The 6423-nt window shown below is 69.2% G+C and carries 7 protein-coding genes; 5 read left to right on the top strand and 2 right to left on the bottom strand.

The window, feature by feature from the left end:
* Positions 1–10: 10 nt before the first annotated feature.
* Positions 11–574 (top strand): dihydrofolate reductase family protein, encoded by a 564-nt coding sequence (locus CFP71_RS02260; protein ID WP_093932145.1) that lies wholly within the window; start codon positions 11–13, stop codon positions 572–574.
* A 12-nt stretch (positions 575–586) separates the two neighbouring features.
* On the opposite strand, the gene CFP71_RS02265 is transcribed toward CFP71_RS02260, so the two are convergent.
* A complete protein-coding gene (locus CFP71_RS02265) occupies positions 587–1489 on the bottom strand; it encodes an RNA polymerase sigma-70 factor (RefSeq protein ID WP_093932156.1) in 903 nt (300 codons plus the stop codon).
* 209 nt (positions 1490–1698) lie between these two features.
* Between CFP71_RS02265 and CFP71_RS02270 the strand changes: the two genes are divergently transcribed.
* The 3 genes from CFP71_RS02270 to CFP71_RS02280 are packed head-to-tail and all read left to right on the top strand — an operon-like array spanning position 1699 to position 4123.
* Complete coding sequence (locus tag CFP71_RS02270; protein ID WP_244199529.1) at positions 1699–2160, top strand: carboxymuconolactone decarboxylase family protein; 462 nt, start codon at positions 1699–1701, stop codon at positions 2158–2160.
* 26 nt (positions 2161–2186) lie between these two features.
* Complete coding sequence (locus CFP71_RS02275) at positions 2187–2948, top strand: SDR family oxidoreductase (protein WP_093932147.1); 762 nt, start codon at positions 2187–2189, stop codon at positions 2946–2948.
* Positions 2945–4123, top strand: a complete 1179-nt coding sequence (locus tag CFP71_RS02280) for a cytochrome P450 (protein WP_093932148.1) — start codon at positions 2945–2947, stop codon at positions 4121–4123. The genes CFP71_RS02275 and CFP71_RS02280 overlap by 4 nt, the downstream gene beginning before the upstream one ends.
* 56 nt (positions 4124–4179) lie before the next feature.
* Here the strand turns inward: CFP71_RS02280 and CFP71_RS02285 are convergent, their stop codons facing one another.
* Positions 4180–4527 (bottom strand): ArsR/SmtB family transcription factor, encoded by a 348-nt coding sequence (locus CFP71_RS02285; RefSeq protein WP_093932149.1) that lies wholly within the window; start codon positions 4525–4527, stop codon positions 4180–4182.
* Positions 4528–4700: 173 nt separating this feature from the next.
* Between CFP71_RS02285 and CFP71_RS02290 the strand changes: the two genes are divergently transcribed.
* Entirely contained in the window at positions 4701–6170 is a 1470-nt protein-coding gene (locus tag CFP71_RS02290; protein ID WP_208635856.1) for an MFS transporter, read from the top strand.
* The last annotated feature ends 253 nt before the right edge of the window (positions 6171–6423 follow it).

Below are 6423 nucleotides of genomic sequence, written 5' to 3' on the forward strand. Positions count from 1 at the left end.
GGATGGCGTCATGCGGAAACTGATCTACGGGATGAACTTGAGCCTGGACGGCTACATCGCCGCGCCCGACGGCGACCTCGGCTGGGGCGTGCAGAGTGACGAGCTGTTCCAGTGGTGGCTCGAGCGGGAGCAGGCGGTCACCCTGTTCCTGTACGGGCGCGGGCTTTGGGAGACGATGAGTTCTCACTGGCCGACCGGTGACCAGCAGCCGGGCGCCAGCCAGGCGGAGATCGAGTTCGCGCGGAATTGGCGGGACACGCCGAAGGTGCTGTTCTCCTCCACGACGGCCGGCGAAGCCGACTGGAACACCCGCGTGGTCACCGGCGACGCGATCGCCGAGATCACCCGGCTCAAGGCCGGGGACGGCGGGCCGATGAGGGTCGGGGGCGCGACGCTGGCCGGGGCGGCCATGCGGGCCGGGCTGGTCGACGAGTACGAGATCGTCACCCATCCGGCGCTGGTGGGCGGCGGCACGCCGTTCTTCACCGCGCTGGACAGCGGGGTGAAGCTCGATCTGGTGGAGACACGGACGTTTCCCGGCGGGGTGGTCCTAGCCAGGTACGAGAGGCGTTGAGCGCGGCGGGTTTCAGCGGCTCACGACGATCTCGCGTTCCACACCGGCCAGTTTCTCGGGATTGCGCACGTGATAGGCGCCGGTGACACACCCGTTCTCCACGCGCACCGCCAGCACGCCGTCGATCTCGCCGTCGACCCGGATGAGCAGCCCCGGGCCGCCGTTGATCTGAACCGGCTCGACCGACCGTTCCGCCTCGCGTTTCCACCAGCCGACCGCCAGCAGCCGGGCCACCTTGTCCGCGCCGACGACGGGCCGCAGCAACGCGTGTTTGACTCCACCGCCGTCGCTGAGGGCGACGACGTCCGGCGCGAGGATGTCCAGCAGGCCTTGGAGATCGCCGGTTTCGACGGCCGTCTGGAAGGCCTGAAGCGCGGCCCGGTGTTCGGCGGGGGTACCGGTGCCGCGGGGCCTGCGAGCGGCGACGTGCGCCCGCGCCCGGTGCGCGATCTGGCGTACGGTGCCGGAAGTCTTGCCGACGGCTTCGGCAATCTCGTCGTAGTCGAGCGCGAAGACCTCACGCAGCACGAAAACCGCTCGTTCGGTCGGCGAAAGTGTCTCCAACACCAGCAGCATCGCCATCGAAACGCTGTCGGCGAGCTCCACGTCCTCGGCCACGTCCGGCGCGGTCAGCAGCGGCTCCGGTAGCCACGGACCGACATAGGACTCCTTGCGCCTGCCGAGCGTCCGCAACCGTTTGAGCGCCTGCCGGGTGGTGATCCGGACCAGGAACGCGCGCGGGGACAGCACCGTTTCGAAGTCCACGCCCACCCATCGCAACCAGGTCTCCTGAAGGACGTCCTCCGCATCGGTGGCCGAGCCGAGCATCTCGTAGGCCACGGTGAAGAGCAGGTTGCGATGGGTCACGAACGCCTCGGTGGCGGTGTCCGTCTCGTGTTCGTCCCGTTCGCTCATCGCCGGTTCCCGTCCTTTCGTCCGCGAACGTGTCAGATCCATACGACCCCGGCCGCCCTCCCCTTGTGACACCCGCAGCCCGTGGCCTGTGTCACAAGACCTGCCTGTCACGCCGAGCGGATCGCCGGGATCTCTTGGGCACGACGACGCGATGCCGACAGGAAGGAAGTCCACCCATGTCCATGACGACGATGGGTCCGCGGTCACGCATGCCCAACCCACTCCCCTTCGTCCCCGAAATGGCCGAAGTCGCCGGCGGCCTGCACAAGGTTCTCAGGAACGGCGCGATCCCCCTGACGACCGTGCACCTGCTACAGCTCCGTGCCGGGCAGATCCTCGGCAGCACGTACTTCACCATCCGCGAAACCCGCAATCTTCGCGAGGCCGGGGAACCCGAGGAACGCATCACCGCCGTGGCGACCTGGCGGGACGCCACCTGCTTCACCGACGCGGAACGGGTCGCGCTGCAACTGACCGAGGCCGTCCTCACCCCGAATCCGTCCGGCGAGCGTGTCCCCGATTCGTTGTACGCCAGAGCATCCGCGTGCTACGACGCCAAAGCGCTGTGGACGCTCGTCATGGCGATCGCCCACATCGGCTTCTTCGCCCCCGCCGCGCTCATCGCCAAGCCGATCCCCGGGATGCCTCCCGGCCAGAACTACACCGACTGACGATCCTCTCTCGAAAGGCGAAGAACATGAGCACCGGCAAGATCGCGGTGGCGGGCGCCACCGGGCGACTGGGCGTCCACGTCGTCGACGTCCTCGCCGAACGAGGCCATCGAGTCGTGCCCATCTCCCGGGCGACCGGCGTGGACATCATCACCGGTGAAGGTCTCGACGAGGCCCTCGACGGTGTCGAAATGATCATCGACGTGGCCTCGTGGCACGGCTCCGAACAGGAAGCGGCGACGGAGTTCTTCCGGACGTCGGCCCGCAATCTGCACGACGCGGGCCGCCGGGCGGGGGCGGCCCGGATCACCGCGGCGTCCATCATCGGCGCCGACAAGGCCACCGCCGGTTTCCTCGCCGCCAAGAAGGTGCACGAGGAACTCCTCCTGGCCGGTCCTCTCCCCGTCCGCATCCTGCGGGCCGCGCAGTTCCACGAGTTCGTCGGGCAGCTGCTGGACTGGCAGCAGGGCGGCGTCGCCCATCTGCCGTCCCTGCCCACTCAGCTCGTGGCCTGCCGAAGCGTCGCGGAGGAACTGGTCGACCTCGCCTTGGCCCCCGAGGCGCCGGAGACACCGATCCCCGAGATCGCGGGACCCCGCAAGGAGAACATGGCCGAGGCGGCCAGGCTCCTCGGTGCCCGCCGTGGCATCCAGGTCGTCGGCATCGACGGCGGCGGCATACCGGACGCGGAGATCGCCGCGGCCGGCGGTTTCCTGCCCGGACCACACGCCAAGCTCGCGGGCCCCACGTTCTCGGAATGGCTCGACACCCGGGAAGGCGCGAAATGACCGAAACCTGGGAAGCGCCGCTTCATCTGCGGCGGACCGGCATCGATCCGGTCGGGGAACTGGCGAAAGCTCGCGACGACGAGCGCGTGGTGCGGGTGGAGACGCCCGCCGGGCCACCGGCGTACCTGGTCTCCCGGTACGAGGACGTCCGCCAGGTGCTGGCGGACACGGCCCGGTTCAGCAGCGCCGGGACACCGTTCTCCGCCGCTGGGCAGGAAAACGCCGGTGTCGCGGGCCAGCTGATCACGCTCGACCCTCCCGAACACACGCGGCTGCGCCGGCTGCTCACCCCGGAGTTCACCGTCCGGCGCATGAGCAGGCTCCAGCCGCGGATCACCGAGATCGTCGAAACGGCCCTGGACGAGCTGGAGCGCGCCGGTAAGCCCGCCGACCTGGTGGCGCACTTCGCGTTGCCCGTTCCCTCGCTGGTGATCTGCGACCTACTGGGTGTCCCCTACGCCGACCGCGCCGGATTCCACGAACGCGCCGTGCGGATTCTGGACACCTCTTTGCCGGTCGAGGATCGCGTCGCGGCGCAGCGGGAAGACCACGACTACATGGCGGGACTGGTGGCCCGCGCCCAGGCGGACCCGGGCGAGGACATGCTGGGCATGCTGGTGCGCGAGCACGGCCGGGAGCTGACGTCCGCCGAGCTGACCGGTATCGCGGGGCTTCTCCTGCTGGCCGGGCACGACACGACCTCGAACATGCTCGGTCTCGGCACGCTGGCCCTGTTGTGGCACCCGGACCAGCTGGCGATGCTTCGCGACGATCCGGGCCTGGTCGAACCCGCCGTCGAGGAACTGTTGCGCTGGTTGTCCATCGTGCAGACGCCGCCACCTCGGACGACCACGACGGAGGTGGAGATCGCCGGGCACACCATCCCCGCGGGATCGCTCGTGCTCTGTTCTCTTCCGGCGGCCAACCGCGACCCCGCCCTGATCGGCGATCCGGAGATCCTCGACATCACCCGGGGCACCACCGGCCACGTCGCCTTCGGACATGGCGCGCACCATTGCCTCGGGGCGCCGCTGGCGCGGATGGAACTGCGCATCGTCCTCCCGGCGCTGCTGCGGCGCTTCCCCGATCTCGCGCTGGCGGATACTGACGACCGAGTGGACTTCCGCGTCTTCAGTCTCGTGTACGGCGTGCGCTCGTTGCGGGTGACCTGGTGAGCGGATAGGACCGGTGTGTCCTCGGTGGTCGTGAGTGCTCGCCACTCACGACCACCTCAGCCCGCCTTGGCGGCCAGCGAAGTCTTCTCGGTCTCCTGTTCGCAGCCGAGAATCGACGCCAGCAGGCCCGGGTAGCGCTCGGCGAGGTCTTCGGTGCGCAACGAGAGCAGGTTCTCGCGGCCCGCCGGGCGCTGCCAGATCACGCCGGAATCCCTCAGCACCCGCCAGTGGTGGGTCAGGGTGGATTTCGACATCGTGGCGTCGAGGTCGGCGCCGACGGTCCCGCAGGCCTGCTCGCCGCGCTGGGCGAGGATCCGGACGATGTTGAGCCGGATGGGGTTGCCCAAGGCCGCGAGCACGTTCTCCAGCCGGATCTGGTCACGTTCGGGGTGCTGGGCGATCATGCCGAAAAGTGTAGACGATTGTGCGGCCGGACGCGCACTATCGTACGGTCGCCATCCGACTACAGTACGTCGACTCACGAACTGATCGCGGGGTCCAGGTTCCGCTTTGCTCGATAGTACGTTAAATTTCGTACAGTCGTACTTCTGCTGACCTGAACTTGGAGTCGCGTGCCATGTCGTCACCCTCTACAGCGGCGGGCCACCGCTCGCTCGGCTGGACCCTGGCGCTGCTCGCGCTGGCGCAGCTGATCTTCTCCCTCGATCTGAACATCGTCTTCGTCGCGCTGCCCGAGATCGGCGCGGACCTGGGCTTCACCGATCAGACCCTGCAGTGGGTCGTCGGCGCCTACGCGGTCTTCGCCGGTGGCTTCCTGCTGTTCGGCGGCCGGGCGGCGGACCTGTTCGGGCGCCGCCGGGTCTTCGTGATCGCGTTGACGCTCTACGCGCTTTCGTCGCTCGCCGGCGGCCTCGCCACCAGCCCGACGATGATCATCGTCGCCCGCGCCGTACAGGGCATCGGCGGCGCGCTGCTACTGCCGTCCACGCTGTCGCTGATCAACACCCTGTTCGAAGAGGGCCCCCGCCGGAACAAGGCCCTCGCTGTCTGGGGTGGCGCGGGGGCGAGCGGGCTCACGGTGGGAGCGCTGCTGGGCGGGCTCCTCACCGAAGGATTCGGCTGGCCCGCCGTCTTCTACGTCAACGTCCCGCTCGCGGGGATCGTCGCCCTCGCCGCGCTGTACTTCATCCCACGTGACGAGCGCCGGACCGACTCCCGCAAATTCGACTTCCCGGGCGCCCTGACGGTCACCATCGGTGCGACGCTGCTGGTGTACGTCCTGGTCCAGGGTCCCGAAGACGGCTGGAACTCCATCGGCATCGTCGTCGCGGCCGTTCTGGCGGTTCTCCTGCTGATCGCCTTCGCCGTCATCGAGGCGCGCAGCTCGGACCCGCTGATGCCGTTGCGGCTGTTCAGCAACCGCAGTCTCCTCGTCGGCATCACGGTCACCTTCATCTACATGGGAACCTTCGGCGCGCTGCCGTACTTCCTGACGACCCTGTTCCAGGGCGTCCATCGGTTCTCCGCGCTGGAAACCGGGCTCGCCTTCCTGGTCCCGTCGCTCGCCATCGCGACCGGCACCCAGCTCGGTGGCAAGATCGCGACCCGGCTGGGGGTCCGCCCGACGTTGTGGATCGGTTTCGGGATCGGCATCGTCGGCACCGCGGCGCTGGCCGTCGGCTTCGACGCGAACAGCTCCTACCTGGTCGCGGTGCCCGGTCTGGTCATCTCCGGCGTGGGCCAGGGTCTCGTGTGGACAGCCATGTTCATCGCCGCGTCGTCCGGCGTGGCACCGGAGGAACAGGGCGTCGCCAACGGGATGGCCACCACGACGCTGAACCTGGGTTACGCGATCGGCCTCGCGGTCCTGATCGCCGTCGCCAACGCCGGAACCACCGGACTTTCCGGTGAAGAAGCGCGGATCGCCTCGGCCGACGGCGGCTTCGTCGCCGTTCTGCTCGCGGCCGCGGGAATGCTGCTGGGATTGCTGATCACTCTCGTCCACCCCAGGACTTCCGAGTCGCCCGCCCCCGGGGGCGACCAAAAGTCCGGCGAGAGCGAGCCCGCGACCGCGCGAGTCCCGTAGCCGCTCCGGGGGTCGCGGTGAGCCGGATCGGAGCGACCGGCCCACCGCGACCCCGCCTCTCAGCCGGCTGCCCCGTCGATCTCCGGGAGCAGCAGAGCGCACCGGGCCATGTCGTCGCTGGTGGGCGGTTCCCAGGTCGCGACGCCGTGGAGCAGGTCGAGCCAGGCGGGTACGACGGCGGCCGCGTCGAGTGGCGGGTGCGGTGCGGCCCGGGTGCCGGTACCGGTGGAGGTCTAGGGCCAGCCACCGCCCC

The sequence above is a fragment of the Amycolatopsis thailandensis genome (assembly GCF_002234405.1).
Lineage (GTDB): Bacteria > Actinomycetota > Actinomycetes > Mycobacteriales > Pseudonocardiaceae > Amycolatopsis > Amycolatopsis thailandensis.